The organism is Streptomyces sp. NPDC006140 (assembly GCF_040628815.1).
Taxonomy (GTDB): domain Bacteria; phylum Actinomycetota; class Actinomycetes; order Streptomycetales; family Streptomycetaceae; genus Streptomyces.
In genome coordinates this window covers 1-23,147 of sequence record NZ_JBEXTS010000004.1, presented here as the reverse complement: position 1 = coordinate 23,147, position 23,147 = coordinate 1, and the positions used below count along the sequence as shown (strand labels likewise).

Genomic DNA, 23,147 nt, shown 5'->3' with positions numbered 1-23,147 from the left:
GCACATGCCCTGAGTGCCCGCCCACCGGCGAGACAATCAGGGCATTACGTGCATTTACTCTTCGGTCACTGGGCGTAGAAGGTGGCGTCCGCCCGGTCGGTGGCCGTGCTCACCGCCTGCACGCTCAGCAGGTACTCCCAGTGGCGGACGTATCGCCCGGGGTAGTTGTACGACTCGTACGACACCCCCGCGGAGTCGGCCAGCCCGGCGCGCCGGTGGAAGGTGGCGTCGGCCGCGAACTGGGCGCTGCCGTCATCGCGCTCCAGCCACACCTCGAAGTTCTTGTGCCGCAGGTAGGAGCCGGGGAAGTTGGCCGACTCCAGCGAGACGGTGCCGCTGCCGGCGAGACCGGGCACGACGCGGAACTGCGAGTCGGCGAGCTTGGTGACGTTCGCCTCGATCCGGGCCCGGTAGTCCCAGTGGCGGATGTACCGGTCCGGGAAGTTGTACGAGGAGAAGCGCTGCGGGGTGACCCCGTCGGCGACCGGGATGCCGAAGTTCGGGGTGCCGTCGGCGTTCCAGTACACCTTCTGCACGCGGGTGCGGCGGTTGGGGTCGTTGAGCGGGTCGCCGCTGATGTCCTTGTAGCTGCGGTCGTGGTAGACGAGGATGTCGCTCCTGCCGTCCTCGGAGACGGTGAAGGAGTTGTGGCCCGGGCCGTACTGGCTGGTCGCGGCGCTGCTGGCGAAGACCGGGGTGGCGCTCTTGCTCCAGGAGGCCTGGCTGAGCAGGTTCGCGCTCGCGGAGGCGGTGAGCATGCCCAGGCAGTAGTTGCTGTCGGTGGCGCTCGCGGAGTAGGTCATGAACACCTTGCCGCCGCGCTGGATGACGGCCGGGCCCTCGTTGACCTTGTAGCCGACGGTCTCCCAGGAGTAGGTGGGCCGCGACAGCATCACCGGGGTGCCGGTGATCGTCCAGGGGTTGGCCATCCTCGCCAGGTAGATGTCGGTGTTGTTGTTCACGGACGGGTCGCGCTGCGCCCAGGCCAGGTAGCGCACCCCGTTGACCACGAAGGTGGTGGCGTCCAGGGAGAAGCTCTCCCACTGGGTCTTGATCTGCCCCTTCTCCGTCCAGGCGGCGGTGAGGGGGTTGGCGCCGGTGCCCTCCAGGACGTACATCCGGATCGCCCAGATGTCGTTCGTGGCGCCGGCGGCGAAGTACACGTACCACTTGCCGTCGATGAAGTGGATCTCCGGCGCCCAGATGTGGGCCCCCATCACACCGCTGGCGTGCTTGGTCCAGATGGTGGTCTCGGGGGCCGTCCTCAGCCCCTGGATGGTGGTCGCCCGGCGCAGCACGATGCGGTCGTACTCGGGGACGGTCGCGGTGAAGTAGTAGTAGCCGTCGGTGTGCTTGAAGATGTGCGGGTCGGCCCGCTTCTCCGCGATCGGGTTGGTGTACGTGACGGCGGGGGAGTCGGGCACGGCGGCCTGCGCGGGCGCGCCCGCGAGGCAGGTCGCGAGGGCGACCAGGACGGCCATGAGGAGCCGTACGGCAGTGCGTCTCAAGGGAGCTCTCCGGAGGGGATCAGGAGGTGGGGCGAGCCGCCTCTGTCCGTGATATCGAACGTAGTTCGTGAATTCGGCCATGAATTCGGTCAGAAGATAAGTGGGGCTCTTACCCTCGTCAACGGTTTGGACAGGCAGGGCGCGCGAGACGGCCGGGTCGCTCATCGACGTGAAAACCATGTTCATCTAGCATGGGGTGCCGACGAAGACCCCGGTCGACCTAGGAGTCCCCTGATGGGCGAAGCGGAGCAGGGCCCGGCGGCGGGACGTGTCCCCGCCCCGGGCCTGCGCAGCACCCGGCAGCGCCGGGCCGTGCTCGACGCCCTGGGCCGCTGCCGCGAGTTCGTCTCCGCGCAGGAACTGCACGCCCTGCTGGCCGACTCCGGCAGCACCGTCGGCCTCACCACCGTCTACCGCACCCTGCGCGAACTGGACCGCGCCGGGTTCGTCGACGTCGTACGCGACGAGGGCGGTGAGCGGCTGTACCTGGGGCGGCCGACCGGTGAGCACCGCCACTACCTCATCTGCCGCCGCTGCGGGCGCAGCCGGCCCGTGGACGCGGAGACGGTCGAGGAGTGGGCCGCCCGGCTCGCCGAGATCACGGGCTTCTCGGAACTGGAGCACACCCTCGAACTCACCGGCGTCTGCGGGCCGTGCGGGCGCGAGCCGGCCCCGGCCGCCTGCCCGCCGGCCCGGTCAGCCGGTGAAGCGGGCCGTGCCCACGAGGACGCGTACGTCGAGGTCGGTGACCGCGTCCGCCGTGAGCCGGGCGGTGAACTCGGCGCGCACCCGCTCGACGGCCGCCGGTGACAGCCCGGCGAACATCCCGCGCGTACCGCTGCCGGTGGCCAGGACCCAGGCCGTCTCCGGGGTCAGCGGCGTGTCGAACCGCCGCCGGACGACCCGGGGTTCGCCGCCGCCGAGGTCCGTCAGCCAGGCCGCGAGGGTGTCGGTGGAGTCGATCCGGGCCAGCTGCTCCCGCTGCGGCGGACGCGGCAGGTCGCGCTCCGTGCGGACCGCGTCCCACAACGCCGACTGCCAGCCGCCGAGGGCGCCCTTCTCCCAGACCGTCACGACGAACCTGCCCCCGGGGCGCACCATCCCGGCAAGCGCGGCCGAGTCCCGGTCCATGTCCGGGAAGAAGAACACCCCGAGCGCGCACTGCACGACGTCGTAACCGTCGCCGGGCGCGGGCCACGAGGTCACCTCGTGGTGGTGGAAGCGGATGTTGGCCAGGCCCTCCTCCCGCGCCCGGCGCTCGCCGATCGCCAGCAGCCCCTCCGCGAGGTCCACGGCGTCCACCCGGCCCGCCGGCCCCACGGCCCGCGCGGCCGGCAGCGCCGACGCCCCGGCCCCGCAGCAGGCGTCCAGCACCGACTCCCCGACGGCCGGGGCGGCCACCTCCGCCGTGGCCTCGCCGACCGGGTCCCACAGCGCCCCGGACCAGCGGTGGAACTCCTCCGCTCCCGCGCTGAAGACGTCTCCGACGGTGTTCTGACCGGTGGTCATACGGCAGCCCCCTCGTTTTCGGCCGAGTCTAGGCAGCAGGCGCACCCGGGGCGTGGTGATTTCCCTCAGTCGGGCGGCAGTTGGCGATCCGGCGCACTGCGTGGGGCAGGGGGCGGCGCGGTCGTGGCCCGGGGGATCACCTGGGTCGGCAGCACGAGGTGCCGTTCGCGGTCCGCGCCCGGGTCGTTGATGAGCGACAGGGCCAGCTCGCCGGCCTCCCGGCCGATCCGCGAGGGCGACTGTGCCACGGTGGTCAGATCGAACCACTGCGCCACCGGCTGGTCGTCGAAGCCGACGACCGACACCTGCCCGGGCACGTCGATCCGCGTCGCCCGCAGGGTCCAGATCACGGCGACCGCCACCTCGTCCTGCTCGGCGAAGACCGCGGTGGGCGGCTCCCGCAGCCCCAGCAGCCTGCCGACCGCCTCGGCGGCGCCCCGCTTGTCGCCCGCCGGGGTGGCCACCACCAGGTCCTCGTCCGGCGGGATGCCCGCCTCGGTGAGGGCCTGCCGGTACCCGACCAGCCGTTCCTGCGAGCTGAAGGAGAAACCGCCGGTGCCCACCGTCTGCACATAGGCGATCCGGCGGTGGCCGAGGTTGATGAGGTGCCGGGTGCCGCGCAGCGCGCCGGCCACGTCGTCGACGTAGACGCTCGGGCGTCCGTCGACGTGCTGGCTGACGTAGACGACCGGCATGCCGAGCTTGTCCAGCCGCCCGGTCTCCTCCTCGGTGAGGTCGAAGGAGAACACCAGCAGCGCGTCCGCGTTGCGCCGGGCCGGGAGATGCTCGAAGAACGCCCTGCGCTCCGCCATGCCGGGGATCACGTACACCGTCAGGTCCATGCCGGCCGCCCGCAGGACGAGACCCAGACCGGACAGGGCCGCGCCCACGAACCACGAGGAGAGCGTGGGCACCAGCACCGCGACGCTGCCCGTCCTGCCCGTGACCAGGCTCGCGGCATGCCGGGAGGCCGCGAAGTCCAGCTCCCGCGCGGCCTGTTCGACCCGGGCGCGGACGTCCGGCGAGACGGTGGTCAGACCGCGCAGGGTGCGCGAGACGGTGGAGACGGAGACCCCGGCCCGCTCGGCGACGTCGGCCATCGTGGGGTGCCGCTGACCTGGTGACATGTGCCGGACGCTAGCACAGCCACCCTGCGCTCCGCGGCTCGTGCTGGTAGCGCTGTCTCACCTGATTCTTGCCTTCTTGGGGCGTTGGAGCACATTGACTTCCCGACGGGGCGCTCCTAGCGTGCAAACGTTGTCTCGACAGGATCGAAGTCGCCCCGGAGGGACGCCTCTCATCCGCTGTGACCTGCGTTTTTTATCAGCGGAATGCCGTGGCAACGCAATCTCATGACCAAAGCCATCCCGGGGGAACCGTCACGACTTCGGTACGTCACGACCAGGAGAGACAGTGAAGACCAGCACCGCCAGAGCGATCCAGTGTTCCGCAGCGCTCACCGCCGCCGGGCTCCTCCTCACCGCCTGCGGCTCGTCCGGCGGCAGCGGCTCCGGCTCCGCGCAGCCCGCGCCGGCGAAGTTCAACGGCCGCGGCCCCATCACCTACGTCGCGGGCAAGGACACCACGGGCACCGTCCAGACCATCATCGACCGCTGGAACAAGGCCCACCCCAAGGAGAAGGTCACCTTCATCCAGCTGCCCACGGACGCCGACTCGCAGCGCCAGCAGATGATCCAGAACGCGGAGACGAAGTCCGACGCCTACACGGTCCTCGCCACCGACGTCGTGTGGACGTCGGAGTTCGCCGCCCACCAGTGGATCGAGCCGCTGCCCGCGAACCAGTTCCCGCTCGGCAAGATGCTCCAGCCCGTCGTGGAGACCGGCAAGTACCGCGGCAAGCTCTACGCCGTCCCCGCCAGCTCCAACGGCGGCCTGCTCTTCTACCGCACCGACCTGCTGAAGAAGGCCGGCATCACGCAACCCCCCGCCACCTGGGCGCAGATGACCGCCGACTGCGCCAAGGTGAAGAAGCTGCCCGAGGCGAAGAACATGTCCTGCTACGCCGGGCAGTTCCAGAAGTACGAGGGACTCACGGTGAACTTCGCCGAGGCCGTGAACTCCGCGGGCGGCCGGATCACCGACGCGAACGGCAAGCCCGACGTCGACACCCCGCAGGCGAAGAAGGGCCTCGACTTCCTCGTCAAGTCCTTCAAGGACGGCACGATCCCCAAGGAGGCCATCACCTACCAGGAGGAGGACGGCCGCCAGGCCTTCCAGTCCGGCAAGCTGGTCTTCCTCAACAACTGGCCCTACGTGTACTCCTTGGCCCAGAAGAGCGCCATCAAGGGCAAGTTCGCCGTCGCGCCCCTGCCCGGCCTGAACGGCCCCGGCGCCTCCAGCCTCGGCGGCTCGAACCTGGCCCTGTCGTCCTTCGCCCAGCACAAGGCCACGGCCCTGGACTTCATGAAGTTCTTCACCAGCGAGGAGAGCGCCACCTACTTCCTCAAGAACGCCTCCCTCGCCCCGCCCTACGCCGACCTGTACGACAACGCCGCGCTGGACAAGCAGTATCCGTACCTGCCCGACCTCAAGCAGTCCATCACCAAGGCCGTACCCCGCCCCCGCGTCGTGCAGTACGGCGACGTCACCGCCGCGATCCAGAACGAGGTCTACGCCGCCCTCACCGGCAAGAAGAGCAGTGCCCAGGCGCTCAAGGACCTGCAGGCCGACCTGCAGAAGCTGACGGCCCAGTGAGGGCGCGGATCATGGCCGACACCACGATCCCGCTCGATGCCACCGCGACCGTGCCCGGGGCGGCGGCCACCCGCCGCGCCGGGCGGTCCCCGGCCACGCGGCGCCCCCGCTCCCGCGCCACCGCCGGCTCCGGACGGCTGGCGGCACTGCTGGTCTCCCCGACCCTGCTCGTACTGACGATCGTCGTCCTCTACCCGACGCTCATGGCGCTCGACGAGTCCCTCTACGGGCCCAAGGGACTGGACCCCAGGACCGGATTCATCAGCGACACCGAGCCGTTCGTCGGCCTGAAGAACTACACCGACATCTTCACCCAGGCCGGCGACCGCTTCTGGAACGCCTTCTGGAACACCACGTTCTTCACCGTCGTCACGGTGTCGCTGGAGACCGTGATCGGCGTGGCCATGGCGCTCATCATGCACAAGGCGTTCCGGGGCCGCGGCCTGGTGCGGGCGAGCATCCTCGTGCCCTGGGCCATCCCCACCGCCATCTCCGGACTCCTCTGGAAGTGGATCTTCAACGCCGACGGCATCGCCAACGTCCTCCTCGGCCACCAGGTGCTGTGGACCGCCGACGGCTTCTCCGCCAAGGTCGCCGTCGTCATCGCCGACGTGTGGAAGACCGCCCCCTTCATCGGACTGCTCGTCCTGGCCGGCCTCCAGGTCGTCCCCAAGGAGGTCTACGAGGCGGCCCGGCTCGACGGGGCGAGCGCCCTCCAGCAGTTCTGGCGCATCACCCTGCCACTGGTGAAACCCGCCCTGCTGGTCGCGGTGCTCTTCCGCTGCCTGGACGCACTGCGGATGTTCGACCTGCCCTACATCCTCATCGGCGCCCAGAAGGGCTCCGTGGAGACCCTGTCCATGCTCGCCCAGAACGAGGCCTCCAACGTCCGCTTCGGACCGGCCTCCGCCTACGCGGTCCTGCTCTTCCTCTACGTCTTCCTCATCGCGCTCGCCTTCGTCCGGCTGCTCGGCGCCGACCTCATCGGAGAAGTGGGCGGCGCGAGAAAGAGCAGGCCGCGCAAGGCACGGGAGGTGACGGCATGATCCTCACGGCCAAGTGGCGGCAGTGGCTGCCGTACCTGGGCATCGCCGCGGTGGTGGCCTACTGCCTCGCCCCGTTCTACTGGATGCTGGTCTCCAGCCTCCGCCGCAGCAGCGACATCTTCAGCACCTCGCTGCTGCCCTCCCCGCTGTCCCTGGAGAACTACCGCTCGGTCTTCAGCCCCGCCCAGGGCTTCACCCGGGCACTGCTCAACAGCCTGATCGTCGCGGGCGTCACCACCGCGCTGTCCCTGCTGCTGGCGACCTTCACCGCCTACGCGATGGCCCGGCTGGAGTTCCGCTGCAAGCGACTGATCCTCACGCTGATCATCGCCACCTCGATGTTCCCGGTGGTGTCGATCGTCGTGCCGCTGCTGAAGCTGTTCACGGACATCGGCTGGATCAACACCTACCAGGCGATGATCGTGCCCAGCATGTCCTTCACGCTGCCGCTCGCGGTGTGGAACCTGACCACGTTCTTCCGGCAGATGCCGGACGAGCTGGAGCACGCCGCCATGGTCGACGGCTGCACCCGCGGCCAGGCATTCCGCAAGGTCATCGTGCCGCTCGCCGCGCCGGGCATCTTCACCACCGCGATCATCACGTTCATCGCCGCCTGGAACGAGTTCCTCATCGCCCTGTCGATGACCAACAAGCCCGGCATGCAGACCGCGACCGTCGCCATCTCCAAGTTCTCCGGCGCCACCACCTACCAGACGCCGTTCGGCAGTCAGATGGCCGCGGGCGTCGTCGTGACCATCCCGCTGGTGGTCATGGTGCTGCTCTTCCAGCGCCGGATCGTCGCCGGGCTCACCGCCGGCGCGGCCAAGTAGCCACCGCCCCCGTCCTCTTGTGAGGAGTGCCATGCCCCGTCCCGCACCCTGGTGGCGCAGCGCCGTCATCTACCAGGTCTACATCCGCAGCTTCGCCGACGGCGACGGCGACGGTGTCGGCGACATCGCCGGCCTGCGCGCCCGCCTGTCCCATCTCAAGTCGCTGGGCGTGGACGCCATCTGGATCAACCCCTGGTACCGGTCGCCCATGGCCGACCACGGCTACGACGTCGCCGACTTCCGGGACATCGACCCGCTGTTCGGGACCCTGTCCGACGCCGAGCGGCTCATCGAGGAAGCGCACGCGCACGGGATCCGCGTCATCCCCGACATCGTGCCCAACCACACCTCCGACCAGCACGCCTGGTTCCGGGCGGCCCTGGCGGCCGGACCCGGCAGCCCCGAACGCGAGCGCTACGTCTTCCGGCCCGGGCGCGGCCCCGACGGGGCGCAGCCCCCGAACGACTGGGTCTCCTGCTTCGGCGGCCCGGCCTGGACCCGGCTGCCCGACGGCGACTGGTACCTCCACCTCTTCGCACCCCAGCAGCCCGACCTCAACTGGCAGCACCCCGAGGTGCGGACCGAGTTCGAGTCGATCCTGCGGTTCTGGTTCGCCCGGGGCGTCGACGGCTTCCGCATCGACGTCGCCCACGGCCTGGTCAAACACCCGGAGCTGCCCGACCTGCCGCCCCGCGCGGAACCGGCGGTGGCGGGACCGCTCACCCGCCGCGACGAGGTCCGCCCGCACCTGGACCATCCGCACTGGGACCGGGACGAGGTGCACGAGATCTACCGCGCCTGGCGCAAGGTCGCCGACGAGTTCCCCGGCGACCGCTCCTTCGTCGCCGAGGCCTGGGCGGACACCCCCGAACGCCTCGCCGCCTACGTCCGCCGGGACGGCCTGCACACGGCCTTCAACTTCGACTTCCTGATGTGCGGCTGGGACGCCAAGGACCTGCGCGCCGTCATCGACGACTCCCTCGCCATGCTCGGCGCGGTGGGCGCACCCGCCACCTGGGTCCTGTCCAACCACGACGTGATGCGCCACCCCAGCCGCTACGGCCGCAGCGCCGCGCGGAGCTGGCTCGCCAACGCGCGGTACGAACCCGAAGGCCCCCTCGACCTCGAACTCGGCACCCGGCGGGCCCGCGCCGCCGCCCTGCTGATGCTCGCCCTGCCCGGCGGCGCCTACGTCTACCAGGGCGAGGAACTCGGCCTGCCCGAGGTCGAGGACCTGCCCGAGTCCGCCCTCCAGGACCCGATCTGGGAACGCTCCGGCCACACCGACCGGGGCCGCGACGGCTGCCGCGTCCCGATCCCCTGGTCCGGCCAGGCACCCCCGTACGGCTTCGGCCCCGCCGGCGCCACCCCCTGGCTGCCCCAGCCGGCCGACTGGGCCGGGCTGAGCGTCGAGGCGCAGACCGGCGACCCGGACTCCATGCTGGAGCTGTACCGCACGGCCCTGCGCGTCCGCCGCGACCACCCCGCCCTCGGCGACGGCACCATGACCTGGCGGGACGCCCCGGAGGGGGTCCTGTCCTTCGGCCGCGACCCGGGCTTCGCCTGCGTGGTCAACCTCTCGCCCGAGCCGTACGCGCTGCCCGCCCACTCCGCGGTCCTCCTCTCCAGCGGCCCGCTGGTGGACGGTGTGCTGGAGCCGGACCGGGCGGTGTGGCTGGCGGTGGACGAACACTAGGCGGAGCCGGTGCGCCTGGGTTCGTAGGAGAGCTGCTTGATGCGGCGCAGGGTCAGCGCGGTCTCGACGGACTGGACGCCTTCGAGGGCGCCGATCTTCTCGCTCAGGTACGTGTACAGGTCCCCGGCGCTGCGGTGCAGGCTGGCGGCGAAGATGTTGGCCTGGCCGGTGACGGCCGCGGCGAAGGGGACCTGGGGGTGCTCGGCGAGGGCGCGGCCCACGGAAGCGAGGGCGGCCGGGGCCACCGTCAGCCACAGGATGGACTCCACCTCGTGGCCGAGCAGGCTCGTGTCGTGCTGGACGCGGAAGTAGAGCACGCCGGTGGACCGCAGCCACTCCAGGCGCCGCTTGACCACGGACTCCGACTGGCCGGTGGCCGACTGCAGTTCGGTGAGCGTGGCGCGGCCGTCGTGCCGCAGGACGTCGATCAGCGACTCGTCGTCCGCGTCCAGGGCGACCGGGCCCGCGGGCGCCGCGACGGGCGGCGGGCGCAGCGCCGCCTGCTCGTCGGGGGAGAGGGCGTCGGCCTTGTTCAGCCAGCCGAGCGCGCCGCCGTAGAACGGGTGCAGCACGCAGTGGGCGCTGACCGACGTGACGCGCGGGGTGCGCTGGAGCCGGTCGAGGAGGAGTTCGTCGCGGGCCTCCCGGTTGCGCGGCTTCATCATGCACATCACCTCCGTGCCGCCGGAGTTCAGGCTGACGTAGGAGGTGTCCGGGCGCCGGGCGAGCCCGCCCGCCAGTTGCTCGGCCACGTCCGGGGTGCAGCGCAGCCGGACGATCCAGCTGCTGCGGCCGAGGCGGTTCTCGTCGGCCACACCGAGCACCTTCAGGCGGGCGCGGGTGTGCAGCCGCCGGTACCGCCGGGCGACGGTCTGGTCGGAGACGCCGAGCACGTGCGCGATCCGGCTGAACGGCGCCCGCCCGTCCAGTTGGAGCGCCTGCAGCAGCTTCAGGTCGAGCGGATCGAGGGCGGCGCCCGGTTCCATCGCTGTCTCCTCCTCGCCTCGTGATCACGCACGGACTGCAAGGAGACCACGTCGGCGGCTGTCGTGGCGCAGCCGGCCGCGGGCTGGACGCACGGCACGCCCGGGCGGTTCCGCGACGAGCCTTCGTCCGGCGGTCAGTGGGCCCGCACGGCCGGTTCGGCCGCCCGCGAGGCCGCGTCCGCCCTGCCGCCCGGGTGGCGCAGGGCGCACAGGAAACCGAGGCCCAGGGCGACGGCCATGCCGTAGAACACCCACTGGTTGGCCTCGGCGAAGTCCATGCGGACGGCGGCCATCGCGTCCCGCGTCGCCTCGGCGGCGGTGCCGGTGCCGGTGGGCGGCCGGGAGTCGCCGTTGCCCGTGACGGACTCGGTGACGTCACGTGCCACGGTGTCCGCGTCGCCGGCGGGCACGCCCCGGGACTCCAGGGTGCTCACCACGTTGCGGGTCGTGACGTGCGTGAGGATCGTGCCGTAGACGGCCAGGCCCACGCTGGCCGCGTAGTTGCGCACGGTCTGGGTGATGCCGGTGACCTCGCCGTAGGACGCCCCGATGGCCCGGTTGACGGCGTCCGTCGAGGCGGGCGCGAGGACGAGGCCGATACCTGCCCCGGCCAGGGCCGCGTACGGCCACTGGTCGTGCATGGACAGGTCGGTGAGCTCGCCCGCCCACAGCGCGAACCCGGCGGCGCCCACCGCCGTGCCGAGTTTCAGGGCCGGGCGCGCGCCCTGCTTGTCCAGGATCCGGCCGCCCCACTGCGAGGCGATCGCGAAGCCCGCGAAGAAGTACAGCAGGAACAGCGCCGCCTGGTTCGGCGAGGCGCTCAGGGACACCTGCGCGTACACGGAGGCGAAGAAGAACAGCGGGACGAAGGCGAGCATCGCGAAGAACAGCACCGCCGCGTCCACGGTGAACGCCCGGTCCCGGAAGACCCGCAGGTCGATCAGCGGATGCGCCTGCTGCCGCTCGTAGCGGACGAACCCGTGGAGCACCACGAGGCCGCCCACCACGCACACCCAGGTCGCCCAGCTGTCCCACCCCCAGGACCAGGCCTGCTGGAAGCCCAGGACGCTCAGGCCCATGCCGGCCGCGACGAGGACGGCGCCCCGCACGTCCAGCGTGCCCGGCCGCCGCCGGTCGGGAATGTGCGCCAGGGCCGTGAGCACCAGCGCCACGATCGCGACCGGGACGTTGACCCAGAAGACGGCCCGCCACGTCCAGCTCGTCAGCCAGCCGCCCAGCAGCGGGCCGAGGGCGGTCAGCGCGCCGGTGACGCCGAAGAACAGGGCGAGGGCGCGGCCGCGCCGCTCGACCGGGAAGACCGCCACCACCACGGCGAGGGCCGCCGGGAAGAGCAGGGCCGCCCCGAACCCCTGGACGGCGCGGAACACGATGAGCCAGGTCTGCGCCGCACCGCCCGCGGGGACGCAGCCGCACAGCACCGACGAGACGACGAACACCAGCGTGCCGGTCACGACGACCCGGCGCGGCCCGTAGAGGTCCGCGAGGCGCCCCCCGAGGGCGAAGAACGCCGCGAGGACCAGCAGGTAGGCGTTGACCACCCACTGCATGCCGGAGGACGACAGGCCCAGTTCGCGGACGATGTCCGGAGCCGCGATGGACACGATGGTCTGGTCGATGAAGGTCATGGCGACGGCGAACATCATCGCCGCCAGCGCCACGGTCTGCTGCGGAGCGGTTCGGGAAGGGGACGCGGTCCCGCGCCCCAGGCGCGTGCTGCTCACAAACCCAGTCTGCGCCCGGCCCTGTCGGGCCGCATCACAGCACACTCTCGTCCCGGGCGGCACACCGATACCCCCGTACGCCTCTCGCGGCAACCCCTCGGTGGTGTGAGGACGACCTCCTCGGCCATGTGACCACGGCCCGCCGCCAATACCGCGTCGAGCGTGCAGGATGCGGGCACCGATGGAGAACAGGCACCCGAACGACGAGAGAGGCAGACGATGGTCCCAGCGGAACCGGAACCCCAGCGGATCGGCATACCGGCCGAGTCCACTGCGGGCGAGACCAGGGTGGCGGCCACGCCGGCCACCGTGGGGAGACTTGCCGCACTCGGGTACGACGTGGTGGTCGAACCGGGAGCGGGGGCCTCGTCCCGCTTCTCCGACGAGGCCTACGAGGAGGCGGGAGCCCGGCTCGGCGACCCGTGGCAGGCGGAGATCGTGCTCAAGGTGAACGGGCCCTCCCGCGAGGAGATCGGCCGGCTGCGCGACGGGGCGACCCTGATCGCGCTGATCAGCCCCGCGCTCAACCCGGAACTGGTCGAGGAGCTGGCCCGGCGGCCGATCACCGTGCTCGCCATGGACGCCGTGCCGCGCATCTCGCGCGCCCAGTCCCTGGACGTCCTCAGCTCGATGGCGAACATCGCCGGCTACCGGGCCGTGGTCGAGGCCGCGCACGCCTTCGGCCGGTTCTTCACCGGCCAGGTCACCGCCGCCGGCAAGGTGCCGCCCGCGAAGGTCCTGGTGGCCGGGGCCGGTGTGGCCGGACTCGCGGCGATCGGCGCGGCCCGCAGCCTCGGCGCCGTGGTCCGCGCCACCGACCCCCGGCCCGAGGTCGCCGAGCAGGTCCGCTCCCTGGGCGGCGAGTTCCTGACGGTCTCCGCCGAGCAGGAGGTGAGCACCGACGGCTATGCCAAGGCCACCTCCGAGGACTACGACCGGCTCGCCGCGCAGCTCTACGCCGAGCAGGCCGCCGACGTCGACATCATCATCACCACCGCGCTCATCCCCGGCCGCCCGGCGCCGAGGCTGATCACCGCCGAGGACGTGGCGCGCATGAAGCCCGGCAGCGTCATCGTCGACATGGCCGCGGCCCAGGGCGGCAACGTCGAGGGCACGGTCCCGGGCAAGGCCGTCGTCACCGACAACGACGTGACGATCATCGGCTACACCGACCTGCCCGGCCGGCTCCCCGCCCAGGCCTCGCAGCTGTACGGCACCAACGTCGTCAACCTGATGAAGCTCCTCACGCCCGGCAAGGACGGCCGGCTCGTCCTCGACTTCGACGACGTGGTGCAGCGCTCGATCACCGTGGTCCGCGAGGGCGAGAAGACCTGGCCGCCGCCCCCGGTGCAGGTGTCCGCCGCACCGGCCCCCGCCCCCGCGAAGGACACCGCGGCGCCCGCCCCCGAGGCGGCGGCCAAGCCCGCCCGGCCCGCGTGGGCCTCCTACGCCCTGGTCGCCGCCGGGGCGCTCGCGCTGTTCCTCGTGACGGCCTTCTCACCCGGCGAACTCCTCGGCCACTTCACGGTGTTCGTCCTGGCGATCGTCATCGGCTTCTACGTCATCGGCAACGTGCACCACGCCCTGCACACCCCGCTGATGTCGGTCACCAACGCCATCTCCGGGATCGTCGTGGTCGGCGCGCTGCTCCAGATCGGGCAGGGGGACACCGCCGTCACCGTGCTGTCGTTCGCCGCGATCCTGCTGGCGAGCATCAACATCTTCGGCGGATTCGCCGTCACCCGCCGCATGCTCGGCATGTTCTCGAAGGGCTGATCAGGGATGACCACAGACACGGCCGCCCAGGCCGCCTACGTCGTCGCCGCGCTGCTGTTCATCCTCAGCCTCGCCGGCCTCTCGCAGCACCGCACCTCCCGCTCCGGAGTCGTCTGGGGCATCGCCGGCATGGTCGTCGCGCTGGCCGCCACCGTCGGTCTCGCCTCGCGCAGCATCTCCGCCACCGGGCTGGTGCTGATCGCCGTCGCGACCGCCGTCGGCGCCGGCATCGGGCTCTGGCGGGCCCGGGTCGTCGAGATGACCGGTATGCCCGAGCTGATCGCCATCATGCACAGCCTCGTCGGCCTGGCCGCCGCGTTCGTCGGCTGGAACGGCTACCTCGACGTCGACGCCGAACTCTCCGGCTCGCTGCTCGGCATCCACCACGCCGAGGTGTTCATCGGCGTGTTCATCGGCGCCGTCACCTTCACCGGCTCGGTCGTCGCCTACCTGAAGCTCTCGGCGCGCATCGCCTCCCGCCCGCTGACCCTGCCGGGCAAGCACGTGCTGAACATCGGCGCGCTGGTCGCCTTCGTGGGGCTGACCATCGCGTTCGTCGCCCGCCCGAACATGGGCCTGCTCATCGCCGTCACCGTGATCGCGCTCGCCCTGGGCGCGCACCTGGTCGCCTCGATCGGCGGCGGTGACATGCCGGTGGTGGTCTCCATGCTGAACAGCTACTCCGGCTGGGCGGCGGCCGCCTCGGGCTTCCTGCTCGCCAACAACCTGCTCATCGTCACCGGCGCGCTGGTCGGCTCCTCCGGTGCCTACCTGTCGTACATCATGTGCAAGGCGATGAACCGGTCCTTCATCTCGGTGATCGCCGGCGGCTTCGGCACTCCCGCCGCCGCGGCCGACGAGGGCGAGCAGGGCGAGCACCGCGAGATCAGCGCCGAGGAGACCGCGGAACTCCTCGGCAACGCCTCCTCGGTGATCATCACCCCGGGCTACGGCATGGCCGTCGCCCAGGCGCAGTACCCGGTCGCCGAACTCGCCCGCAAGCTGCGCGAGCGGGGCGTCGAGGTACGGTTCGGCATCCACCCGGTCGCCGGCCGGCTGCCCGGGCACATGAACGTGCTGCTGGCCGAGGCGAACGTGCCGTACGACATCGTCCTGGAGATGGACGAGATCAACGACGACTTCGCCGCCACCTCGGTCGTCCTGGTCATCGGCGCCAACGACACGGTCAACCCGGCCGCCACCGACAACCCGTCGAGCCCCATCGCGGGCATGCCGGTGCTGCATGTGTGGGAGGCGGCGAACGTGGTCGTCTTCAAGCGGTCGATGGCCGCCGGGTACGCGGGCGTGCAGAACCCGCTGTTCTTCCGCGAGAACACCCAGATGCTCTTCGGCGACGCCAAGCAGCGGGTGGAGGACATCCTGCGCGGCCTGGACGCCCTCGACGCGCCGGTCCCGGAGATGGCGGGCACCTCCCGCTGAACCACCGGCCGCGCAAGGGGAAGGGCCGGCCCGACACTGTCGGGCCGGCCCTTCCGCCGTGGTCACCGGGACAGGTCAGTCGTTGCCCGACTCCATCGCCGCGCGGTCCAGCCAGGCGTCCTCCTCCGAGACCGCGCCCCGGGAGGCGATGGCCTCGGCGCCGCCCTCGGGCAGCTCCGGCATGGTGCCGATCAGGCCGGTCGCGGCGGCCTGGGAGGCGCCGATGGTGGGGCTGCCGGTGCCGATCAGGCCGATGCCGGCGTACTGCTCCAGCTTGGCGCGCGAGTCGGCGATGTCCAGGTTGCGCATGGTGAGCTGGCCGATCCGGTCCACCGGGCCGAACGCGGAGTCCTCGGTGCGCTCCATGGACAGCTTGTCCGGGTGGTAGCTGAACGCCGGGCCGGTCGTGTCGAGGATCGAGTAGTCCTCGCCGCGCCGTAGCCGCAGCGTGACCTCGCCGGTGACGGCCGCGCCGACCCACCGCTGGAGCGACTCGCGGATCATCAGCGCCTGGGGGTCCAGCCAGCGGCCCTCGTACATCAGCCGCCCGAGGCGCCGGCCCTCGGTGTGGTACTGGGCGAGGGTGTCCTCGTTGTGGATGGCGTTGACGAGGCGCTCGTAGGCGGCGTGCAGCAGGGCCATGCCGGGGGCCTCGTAGATGCCGCGGCTCTTGGCCTCGATGATCCGGTTCTCGATCTGGTCGGACATGCCGAGGCCGTGCCGGCCGCCGATGGCGTTGGCCTCCATGACCAGGTCGACGGCGGAGGCGAACTCCTTGCCGTTGATCGTCACGGGGCGGCCCTGGTCGAAGCCGATCGTCACGTCCTCGGTGGCGATCTCGACCTCGGGGTCCCAGAACTTGACGCCCATGATGGGCTCGACCGTCTCGATGCCGGTGTCCAGGTGCTCCAGGGTCTTGGCCTCGTGCGTGGCGCCCCAGATGTTGGCGTCGGTGGAGTACGCCTTCTCCGTGCTGTCGCGGTAGGGCAGGCCGTGGGCGACCAGCCACTCCGACATCTCCTTGCGGCCGCCCAGCTCGGTCACGAACGCCGCGTCCAGCCAGGGCTTGTAGATCCGCAGGTGGGGGTTGGCGAGCAGGCCGTAGCGGTAGAACCGCTCGATGTCGTTGCCCTTGAAGGTGGAGCCGTCGCCCCAGATCTGGACGTTGTCCTCCAGCATCGCCCGCACCAGCAGCGTGCCGGTGACGGCGCGGCCCAGCGGGGTGGTGTTGAAGTACGCCCGCCCGCCCGAGCGGATGTGGAACGCGCCGCAGGTCAGCGCGGCCAGGCCCTCCTCGACCAGTGCCGCGCGGCAGTCGACCAGGCGCGCGATCTCCGCGCCGTAGGTCTTGGCACGGCCGGGCACCGAGGCGATGTCGGGCTCGTCGTACTGGCCGATGTCGGCGGTGTAGGTGCACGGGACGGCGCCCTTGTCGCGCATCCACGCGACCGCGACGGAGGTGTCGAGACCGCCCGAGAAGGCGATGCCGACGCGCTCGCCGGCGGGCAGGGAGGTGAGGACCTTGGACATAGAAAGAGTATGTATCACTTTGCATAGTCATGCAAGCCGTATGCGAAATCGGCGCTCGGACCGCTTGCGCTTCAGGAATCCGCCGCCTTTGAGCCGCCGCCGAACGCGCCGAGGATCCGCTCGGCCGCCAGCGTCGGCGTCAGCTCGCCGTCCCGTACCCGCTGCTCCAGCACGGGCGCCAGGGCCCGCACCGCCGGGTCGGCGTGCAGCCGGCCGAGGAGTTCGTCGCGGACCATGCCCCACGTCCAGTCGACCTGCTGGTCGCGCCGCTTGGCGGTGAGCCGGCCCGTGGAGTCCAGCAGCGTGCGGTGCTGCTCCAGGCGCTCCCACACCGCGTCCAGGCCGGTCGACTCGCGGGCGCTGCAGTGCAGCACTGGCGGCGTCCAGAACGCGTCCTTGCCGTGCATCAGCCGCAGCGCGCCGGCCAGTTCCCGCGCGGCGGCCCGGGCGTCACGCTCGTGCGGCCCGTCCGCCTTGTTGACGGCGATCACGTCCGCCAGCTCCAGCACGCCCTTCTTGATGCCCTGCAGCTGGTCGCCGGTACGCGCGAGGGTGAGCAGCAGGAACGAGTCGACCATGTTGGCGACGGCCGTCTCCGACTGGCCGACACCGACCGTCTCCACCAGGATCACGTCGTAGCCGGCCGCCTCCATCACCACGATCGACTCGCGGGTGGCCTTGGCGACCCCGCCCAGCGTCCCGGCCGTGGGGGAGGGGCGCACGAACGCCGCCGGGTCCACCGCCAGGCGCTCCATGCGGGTCTTGTCGCCCAGGATGGAGCCGCCCGTACGGCTGGAGGACGGGTCGACGGCCAGCACCGCGACCCGGTGCCCGAGGGAGGTCAGCAGCGTGCCGAAGGCGTCGATGAACGTCGACTTGCCCACGCCGGGCACCCCGCTGATCCCGATGCGCCGGGCCCGGCCGCTGTGCGGCAGCAGGGCCGTCAGCAACTCCTGGGCCAGCGCGCGGTGTTGCGGCCGGGTCGACTCGACGAGCGTGATCGCGCGGGCGATGATCGCCCGCTTCCCGTCGAGCACGCCCTTCACATACGCGTCGACATCGATCACAGGTCGTGCCCGAGGTCGTCCGACAGCCGCTTCACCAGGTCGTACGCCGCGTCCGGGATCACCGTCCCGGGCGGGAACACGGTCGCCGCGCCCATCTCCAGCAGCGTCGGCACGTCCTGCGGCGGGATCACCCCGCCGACCACGACCATGATGTCCTCCCGGCCCTCCCCGGCCAGCGCCTCGCGCAGCGCCGGGACGAGGGTGAGGTGACCGGCCGCCAGCGAGGAGACGCCGACGATGTGCACGTCCGCCTCGACGGCCTGCCGGGCCACCTCGGCCGGCGTCTGGAACAGCGGGCCGACGTCCACGTCGAAACCGAGGTCGGCGAAGGCCGTGGCGATCACCTTCTGGCCGCGGTCGTGGCCGTCCTGGCCCATCTTGGCGACCAGGATGCGCGGGCGTCGGCCCTCGGCCTCCTCGAAAGCGGACACCAGGGTGCGGGTGCGGTCCACGCTCGGGGACTCTCCCGTCTCGTTGCGGTACACGCCGGTGATCGTACGGATCTGGCTCGCGTGCCGGCCGTACACCTTCTCCAGGGCGTCGGAGATCTCCCCGACCGTGGCCTTGGCGCGGGCCGCGTGCACGGCCAGCTCCAGCAGGTTGCCCTCGCCGGCGGCGGCCCGGGTCAGCGCGTCCAGCGCGTCCCGGCAGGCCGTCTCGTCGCGCTCCGCGCGCAGCCGCCGCAGCTTCTCGATCTGCTGGGCGCGCACCGAGGAGTTGTCGACCTTCAGCACGTCGATCTGCTCGTCGGTCTCCACGCGGTACTTGTTGACGCCGATGACCGGCTGACGGCCCGAGTCGATCCGGGCCTGCGTACGGGCCGCGGCCTCCTCGATGCGCAGCTTCGGGATGCCCGCGTCGATGGCCTTGGCCATGCCGCCCGCCTGCTCGACCTCCTGGATGTGCTGCCAGGCCCGCCGCGCCAGGTCGTACGTCAGCCTCTCCACGTACGCGCTGCCGCCCCACGGGTCGATGACCCGGGTCGTGCCGGACTCCTGCTGGAGCAGCAACTGGGTGTTGCGGGCGATGCGCGCCGAGAAATCGGTGGGCAGGGCGAGCGCCTCGTCGAGGGCGTTGGTGTGCAGCGACTGCGTGTGGCCCTGGGTGGCCGCCATGGCCTCGACACAGGTGCGCGTGACGTTGTTGAACACGTCCTGCGCGGTGAGCGACCAGCCCGAGGTCTGCGAATGGGTACGCAGGGAAAGGGACTTGGCGTTCCGCGGGTCGAACTGCTTCACCAGCTTCGCCCACAGCAGGCGCGCCGCCCGCAGCTTGGCGACCTCCATGAAGAAGTTCATGCCGATCGCCCAGAAGAACGACAGCCGCGGCGCGAACGCGTCCACGTCCAGGCCCGCTTCACGGCCCGCCCGGATGTACTCCACGCCGTCCGCGAGCGTGTACGCCAGCTCCAGGTCCGCCGTCGCACCGGCCTCCTGGATGTGGTAGCCGGAGATGGAGATGGAGTTGTAGCGGGGCATCCGCTGGGAGGTGAAGGCGAAGATGTCGGAGATGATCCGCATCGACGGCTTCGGCGGATAGATGTAGGTGTTGCGGACCATGAACTCCTTGAGGATGTCGTTCTGGATGGTCCCCGCCAGCTTCTCCGGCGGTACGCCCTGCTCCTCGGCGGCGACGATGTACAGCGCCAGCACCGGCAGCACGGCGCCGTTCATCGTCATCGACACCGTCATCTTGTCGAGGGGGATCCCGTCGAACAGCTGCCGCATGTCGAGGATCGAGTCGATGGCCACGCCCGCCATGCCGACGTCACCGGTCACGCGCGGGTGGTCGCTGTCGTAACCCCGGTGCGTGGGCAGGTCGAAGGCGACCGACAGGCCCTTCTGCCCGGCCGCGAGGTTGCGCCGGTAGAAGGCGTTGGACTCCTCGGCCGTGGAGAAACCGGCGTACTGGCGGATCGTCCAGGGCTGGTTGACGTACATCGTCGGGTACGGGCCGCGCAGGTACGGCGCCGCTCCCGGGTACGTGTCCAGGAAGTCCAGGCCCTCCAGGTCACGGCCGGTGTACAGCGGCTTGACCGCGATGCCCTCCGGGGTCTCCCACAGCAGGTCGTCCCCGCCGGAGGCGTTCTTGACCGCCGCGCGCCACTCGTCGGGCGTGCCGTCGGCGGCCGGGACGCCCAGCTCGATCCCGGAGAAGTCGGGGACGGACGGGCCGGAAGGGGCGGTCATCGGGACACTCCCATGCGGTCGAGGGTCGCGGACAGCACGGCCACGGCGTCGCAGCCCGCGAAGACGTACGCGTCGACACCCGGATACTCCCCGGGCCGCCCGGCGAGGAACACGTGCGAGGCGCCCGCCTCCTTGAGTTCCGCGGCCCGGACCACCGCCTGCTCCTCGTACAGGGCGTCACTGGAGCACAGCACGGCCTCGCTCGCGCCGCTCTCCGCGAACGTGCCCTCGGTGACCGGCTCGATGCCGCCCGCCTGGAACAGGTTCGAGGCGAAGGTGAGACGCGCGGTGTGGGCGGCGGCCGGGCCGAGCGCGGCCAGGTAGATCCGGGGCCGGGAGCCGGTCGCGGCCAGGTGCGCGTCCGAGCGGGCGCGCAGCGCCTCGAAGGCCTCGTCACGGCGCACCCGCGGCAGCCCGCCGGACGGCTGCTCCGGCGCGCTCTCGCGCAGCACGGGCTTCTCCGCCAGGAACGGGAACTCGCTGACACCGGTGACGGGTTCGCGCCGCTTGGCCAGCCTGGCGGTCCGCGCCCGCCAGGTCTCGGCGAGGTCCCGCTCGACCTCACCCGAGCGCAGGGCGGCCGCCATGCCGCCGAGCCGCTCGACGCGCTGGAAGAACTCCCAGCCCGCGTGGGCGAGTTCGTCCGTCAGCCGCTCCACGTACCAGGAGCCGCCCGCCGGGTCGATCACCCGGGCCAGGTGCGACTCCTCGATGAGGATCGTCGAGGTGTTGCGGGCGATGCGGCGCGCGAACGCGTCGGGCAGGCCGAGGGCGTGGTCGAAGGGCAGCACGGTCACCGCGTCGGCCCCGCCCGCGCCCGCGGCGAGCGTGGCGATGGTGGTGCGCAGCATGTTCACCCACGGGTCGCGCCGGGTCATCATCACCGGCGAGGTGACGACGTGCTGGAGCTGCGCTCCCGCGCGCGGGGCGCCGCAGACCTCGGCGACCCGGGCCCACAGCCGGCGCGCGGCCCGCAGCTTGGCGATCGTGAGGAACTGGTCGGCGGTCGCCGCGTACCGGAACTCCAGCTGTCCACAGGCCTGTTCGACGCTCAGGCCCGCCTCGGTCAGCTCCCGCAGGTACGCCACCGCCGTCGCCAGCGAGGCGCCCAGCTCCTGCGCGGCCGAACCACCGGCCTCGTGGTACGGCAGCGCGTCCACGGTCAGCGCCCGCAGCCCCGGGTACTCCGCGGCGCACAGCCGCGCCAGCTCCGTGGCCGGCGCGGCCTCGGCCCGCTGCCCGGTCCGGGCCTCGTACCCGAGGGGATCCGCGCCCAGACTGCCGCGCGCCGCGTCCCGGGCGACTCCCCGCTCCTCGTACAGCCGCAGCAACTCCCGTGCGGCGGACCCGGTTTCGCGTCCCGCGTCGAGGGCGACGGGGGCCAGATCGAGGTAGACGCCGTCGAGGACCCGGCCCAGTTCCGCGACCGGGATTCCGCCGTCCCCGACCGTCAGCCAGAGCGAAGAGACGCCGTTCTCCAGGTCCGCGAGGACCGCGTCGCGGTCGGCCGTCGTGTGCCGCTGCCGTACGTCCCAGCCGCCGACGGTGTTCCCCTCGGCCCGGCCGCCCCGCACAAAGGGCGCGAACCCGGGCAGCCCCGGCTCGGGCGCGGCGTCGTGCGAGGTGTAGAGGGGCCGGGTGCGCAACCCGTCCTCCAACGCGGTGGACAGGGCTTCCTCGGCCTCGGCCCCCTCGACGTCCTTGCCCGACTTGCGCAGCACACCCGCAACCAGGCGCTGCCACTGCTCGTGGGGAACGTCAGGGAACTCGCCGGCCAGCTCAAGCCCGTCGTCAGGCAGGACCGTCATGCTCGGATGCTAGGACACGAGCACGAAGGAGCAGCAGAGGGCGCGGCTGTGACCTTGCCCTCCCCCTGAATGTGACCTCGCCGACACGCCGCCGGGGCGGCGTACGCCGACGGGATGTCGGTGTGCGCCGCCCTCGGGCGTGGAGCGGTCCGTGCCGTCGTGGTGGTCACTTCGGGTCGGCGTTGAACTTCGAGGTCGACCAGAAGCAGCCGAGCACCGCGAGACCCAGGCACCAGGCCACGGCGAGCCATCCGTTGTGGCCGATCCCGGTGCCGAGCAGCAGGCCGCGCAGGGTCTCGATGGCCGGGGTGAACGGCTGGTACTCGGCGACCGGCCGGAACCAGCCCGGCATCGCGTCGACCGGGACGAAGGCGCTGGACAGCAGCGGCAGCAGGATCAGCGGCATCGCGTTGTTGCCGGCGGCCTCGGCGTTCGGGCTGGACAGGCCCATGCCGACCGCGATCCAGGTGAGCGCCAGGGCGAAGAGCACGAGCAGTCCGAAGGCCGCGAGCCACTCCAGGGCGTTGGCGTCGGTGGACCGGAAGCCGATGGCCACGGCGACGGCGCCGACGAGGACCACGCTCATGACCGACTGGAGCACGCTGCCGACGACGTGCCCGACGAGCACCGAGGGGCGGTGGATCGCCATCGTACGGAAGCGGGCGATGATGCCCTCGGTCATGTCGTTGGTGATGGAGACCGCGGTGCCGATCGTGGTGCTGCCGATGGTCATCAGCAGCAGGCCGGGGACGATGTAGGCGATGTAGTCGGAGCGGTCTCCGCCGCCGATGCCCGCGCTCATGGTGTCGCCGAAGATGTAGACGAACAGCAGTAACAGCATGATCGGCGTGAGCAGCAGGTTCAGGGTCATCGACGGGTAGCGCCGGGCGTGCAGGAGGTTGCGGCGCAGCATGGTGGAGGAGTCGCGCACGGCGAGGGAGATCCGGGCCGGGCGGGCGGGGGCGGTGGGTGTGCTCATCGGGCAGCCTCCGTCAGGGCGAAGAAGACGTCGTCGAGGTCGGGGGTGTGCAGGGTGAGTTCGTCGGCCTCGATGCCGGCGGCGTCGAGCCAGTCGAGGAGGGAGCGCAGTTCGCGCTGGCTGCCGTCGCTGGGGATGTGCAGGGCGAGGGCGTCGTCGTCCCTCGTGGCCTCGCGCAGGGCGGAGGCGGCGGCGCGGTAGGCGGCGGGGTCGGTGAAGCGGAGCCGGACGTGTCCGCCGGGCACGATGCGCTTCAGTTCCTCGGCGGTGCCCTCGGCGGCGATCTTTCCGTCGTGCAGGACGGCGATGCGGTCGGCGAGCTGGTC

At 71.5% G+C, this 23,147-nt stretch carries 17 protein-coding genes and 1 pseudogene; 7 read left to right on the top strand and 11 right to left on the bottom strand.

Features of this window, described 5'->3' with window-relative positions; genetic code table 11:
• Window positions 1-65: 65 nt before the first annotated feature.
• Complete coding sequence (locus ABZ386_RS12930; protein WP_351335252.1) at window positions 66-1,481, bottom strand: family 43 glycosylhydrolase; 1,416 nt, start codon at window positions 1,479-1,481, stop codon at window positions 66-68.
• 261 nt (window positions 1,482-1,742) lie between these two features.
• On the opposite strand from ABZ386_RS12930, the gene ABZ386_RS12925 reads away from it, so the two are divergent.
• Window positions 1,743-2,318, top strand: a complete 576-nt coding sequence (locus ABZ386_RS12925; RefSeq protein WP_114256113.1) for a transcriptional repressor — start codon at window positions 1,743-1,745, stop codon at window positions 2,316-2,318.
• Here ABZ386_RS12925 and ABZ386_RS12920 read toward each other — a convergent pair.
• Entirely contained in the window at window positions 2,205-3,017 is an 813-nt protein-coding gene (locus ABZ386_RS12920; RefSeq protein ID WP_351335170.1) for a class I SAM-dependent methyltransferase, read from the bottom strand. The two genes, ABZ386_RS12925 and ABZ386_RS12920, sit on opposite strands and share 114 nt — an antisense overlap.
• A 65-nt stretch (window positions 3,018-3,082) precedes the next feature.
• Complete coding sequence (locus tag ABZ386_RS12915; RefSeq protein WP_358964734.1) at window positions 3,083-4,144, bottom strand: LacI family DNA-binding transcriptional regulator; 1,062 nt, start codon at window positions 4,142-4,144, stop codon at window positions 3,083-3,085.
• Between the two features lie 286 nt (window positions 4,145-4,430).
• Between ABZ386_RS12915 and ABZ386_RS12910 the strand changes: the two genes are divergently transcribed.
• The 4 genes from ABZ386_RS12910 to ABZ386_RS12895 are packed head-to-tail and all read left to right on the top strand — an operon-like array spanning window position 4,431 to window position 9,304.
• Window positions 4,431-5,732, top strand: a complete 1,302-nt coding sequence (locus tag ABZ386_RS12910) for an ABC transporter substrate-binding protein (protein WP_351335175.1) — start codon at window positions 4,431-4,433, stop codon at window positions 5,730-5,732.
• An 11-nt stretch (window positions 5,733-5,743) separates the two neighbouring features.
• Window positions 5,744-6,778 (top strand): sugar ABC transporter permease, encoded by a 1,035-nt coding sequence (locus ABZ386_RS12905; protein ID WP_351335178.1) that lies wholly within the window; start codon window positions 5,744-5,746, stop codon window positions 6,776-6,778.
• The gene (locus ABZ386_RS12900) at window positions 6,775-7,608 is read left to right on the top strand and encodes a carbohydrate ABC transporter permease (protein WP_358964733.1); all 834 of its coding nucleotides are present in this window, start codon (window positions 6,775-6,777) and stop codon (window positions 7,606-7,608) included. The genes ABZ386_RS12905 and ABZ386_RS12900 overlap by 4 nt, the downstream gene beginning before the upstream one ends.
• Window positions 7,609-7,639: 31 nt before the next feature.
• Complete coding sequence (locus ABZ386_RS12895; protein WP_358964732.1) at window positions 7,640-9,304, top strand: alpha-amylase family glycosyl hydrolase; 1,665 nt, start codon at window positions 7,640-7,642, stop codon at window positions 9,302-9,304.
• On the opposite strand, the gene ABZ386_RS12890 is transcribed toward ABZ386_RS12895, so the two are convergent.
• The gene (locus tag ABZ386_RS12890) at window positions 9,301-10,290 is read right to left on the bottom strand and encodes an Lrp/AsnC family transcriptional regulator (RefSeq protein WP_358964731.1); all 990 of its coding nucleotides are present in this window, start codon (window positions 10,288-10,290) and stop codon (window positions 9,301-9,303) included. The two genes, ABZ386_RS12895 and ABZ386_RS12890, sit on opposite strands and share 4 nt — an antisense overlap.
• 134 nt (window positions 10,291-10,424) lie before the next feature.
• Window positions 10,425-11,954 carry an MFS transporter gene (locus tag ABZ386_RS12885; protein ID WP_358964897.1) on the bottom strand — a complete coding sequence of 510 codons (1,530 nt, stop codon included), beginning with the start codon at window positions 11,952-11,954 and terminating at the stop codon, window positions 10,425-10,427.
• A 297-nt stretch (window positions 11,955-12,251) separates the two neighbouring features.
• On the opposite strand from ABZ386_RS12885, the gene ABZ386_RS12880 reads away from it, so the two are divergent.
• Window positions 12,252-13,808 carry a Re/Si-specific NAD(P)(+) transhydrogenase subunit alpha gene (locus ABZ386_RS12880; RefSeq protein WP_351335189.1) on the top strand — a complete coding sequence of 519 codons (1,557 nt, stop codon included), beginning with the start codon at window positions 12,252-12,254 and terminating at the stop codon, window positions 13,806-13,808.
• Between the two features lie 6 nt (window positions 13,809-13,814).
• On the top strand, window positions 13,815-15,248 hold the full coding sequence (pntB, locus tag ABZ386_RS12875) for a Re/Si-specific NAD(P)(+) transhydrogenase subunit beta (RefSeq protein ID WP_351335192.1): 1,434 nt from the start codon (window positions 13,815-13,817) through the stop codon (window positions 15,246-15,248).
• Between the two features lie 75 nt (window positions 15,249-15,323).
• On the opposite strand, the gene argG is transcribed toward pntB, so the two are convergent.
• The 6 genes and pseudogenes from argG to ABZ386_RS12845 form a co-directional block, all read right to left on the bottom strand.
• Window positions 15,324-16,778: an argininosuccinate synthase gene (gene argG, locus ABZ386_RS12870; protein WP_351335195.1), complete on the bottom strand. Its 1,455-nt coding sequence runs from the start codon at window positions 16,776-16,778 to the stop codon at window positions 15,324-15,326.
• Between the two features lie 71 nt (window positions 16,779-16,849).
• A complete protein-coding gene (gene meaB, locus ABZ386_RS12865; RefSeq protein WP_358964730.1) occupies window positions 16,850-17,845 on the bottom strand; it encodes a methylmalonyl Co-A mutase-associated GTPase MeaB in 996 nt (331 codons plus the stop codon).
• On the bottom strand, window positions 17,842-20,034 hold the full coding sequence (gene scpA / locus ABZ386_RS12860) for a methylmalonyl-CoA mutase (RefSeq protein ID WP_358964729.1): 2,193 nt from the start codon (window positions 20,032-20,034) through the stop codon (window positions 17,842-17,844). The genes meaB and scpA overlap by 4 nt, the downstream gene beginning before the upstream one ends.
• The gene (locus ABZ386_RS12855) at window positions 20,031-21,842 is read right to left on the bottom strand and encodes a methylmalonyl-CoA mutase subunit beta (protein ID WP_358964728.1); all 1,812 of its coding nucleotides are present in this window, start codon (window positions 21,840-21,842) and stop codon (window positions 20,031-20,033) included. The genes scpA and ABZ386_RS12855 overlap by 4 nt, the downstream gene beginning before the upstream one ends.
• Before the next feature lie 166 nt (window positions 21,843-22,008).
• Entirely contained in the window at window positions 22,009-22,821 is an 813-nt protein-coding gene (locus tag ABZ386_RS12850; protein ID WP_358964727.1) for an ABC transporter permease, read from the bottom strand.
• A pseudogene (locus ABZ386_RS12845) lies at window positions 22,818-23,147 on the bottom strand (ABC transporter); the annotation flags it as partial. The gene ABZ386_RS12850 and the pseudogene ABZ386_RS12845, both read right to left, overlap by 4 nt.